The sequence below is a fragment of the Anaerotruncus rubiinfantis genome (genome assembly GCF_900078395.1).
Classification (GTDB): Bacteria; Bacillota; Clostridia; order Oscillospirales; family Ruminococcaceae; genus Anaerotruncus; species Anaerotruncus rubiinfantis.
Window position 1 is genome coordinate 1 of the sequence record NZ_FKLA01000003.1, and the last position, 1222, is coordinate 1222.

Annotated in this window: 2 protein-coding genes and 1 pseudogene; all 3 read right to left on the reverse strand. The window is 52.3% G+C overall.

Going from position 1 to position 1222, the window contains the following annotated elements; translation table 11 throughout:
- Positions 1–19: 19 nt before the first annotated feature.
- Complete coding sequence (locus BN4275_RS00025) at positions 20–274, reverse strand: hypothetical protein (RefSeq protein ID WP_066452436.1); 255 nt, start codon at positions 272–274, stop codon at positions 20–22.
- The gene (locus tag BN4275_RS00030) at positions 271–591 is read right to left on the reverse strand and encodes a putative PDDEXK endonuclease (protein WP_066452437.1); all 321 of its coding nucleotides are present in this window, start codon (positions 589–591) and stop codon (positions 271–273) included. Before BN4275_RS00030 ends, BN4275_RS00025 begins: the two co-directional genes overlap by 4 nt.
- Positions 588–1222: pseudogene (locus BN4275_RS17435) on the reverse strand (hypothetical protein); the annotation flags it as partial. The gene BN4275_RS00030 and the pseudogene BN4275_RS17435, both read right to left, overlap by 4 nt.

Sequence of the window (1222 nt, forward strand, 5' to 3'; positions counted from 1 at the left end):
GGTTTCGGTTTATGGCGTTTCATGAGATTCTCCGGATCTGTTTTACGCGGTTTTTAAGCCCGTAAGAGGCCTTTTCCATGTCACTCGCGAAATCTTCTTCTAGTATCCGGGTCACTTCATTTTCAAGCCGCGTGAGCCGCTCGTCGCCAAAACCAAATATATTGTTCAGAGCCACGGCGCATAGGTTTAAGGCAAAGTCGAAGCCCTCCGTCGCCGCCTCATGAAGTTCCGCTGCCTTTCGTTGCTGCAACTTTACAGCGTAAGCATTTTTCATTGTCCCGCCTCCCATTCTCGGTAAATTTCGATCCACTGGTCAAGTGGCATTGTTACCAACCACTCACAGTGATTCTTGCGGTGCATTACAACAGGCATTTCGCCTTCCCGTGCGTCCCGCTTCGCCTGCGCTATAGCGTCCTCAATGCAAAGCCGCTCGACCCGTTTGCACTCGATATGGATTCCCGGCAGGCCCACAACATCGGCGTCCCCATTGGCTCCGCTGTACTGCTGACCGCGTCTGCAATCATATCCCAGGTCACGCAGTTTCCGGGCAAGCTCCCGCTCCCCTGCGGCTCCTTTTTGGCGGCTGTTCATTCCATCGCCTCACGGTGCATAAAAGCTCGTATTTTATCCATGTCCAGCGACGATTCCCCGGTTTTGGCTGACGGGTTCTGCTTTGGCTGTGCAACCCCGTTCCGCTCCCACGTCCTGATGGATGCTTTCCAGTCCTTCATGGGGTTTTTACCAACATGCCATCCGTTGGACTCGTAATAGTCGAAGAATCTTTGTGCGTCCACGCTGTTTCTCCGCTCCTGACAATAGAGCCGGATTTCTTCAACCGCGGGTTTTTTAAACTTCGTGCGCGGCGCTTTAGCGCTTATCTGTTTTGTTTTGTCTTGTTTTGTTTTATTAATGGCGACACTTTGTGCGACAGGTTGTGCGACATATTGTGGGACACTTTGTGCGACAGGTTGTGCGACATATTCATAGCACATTTTGTCGCACAGGGAATGCAGCGTATAAATCGCAGACTGATTCCCGCGCCGGGATTTCCAGCTGATGATCCCATCCTGTGCAAGCCTGTTTCGAGCACGTTCTATCGCTTTGGCATTCAGCCCCGTCTTGACTTCGAGCACCGATACCGCTACCGCAAACTCTTGCTGCCAACCCGTTTTATTCGCTATGTGCATCAATGCGTGCCATACGGCGATGGCGGGTGAGGGCA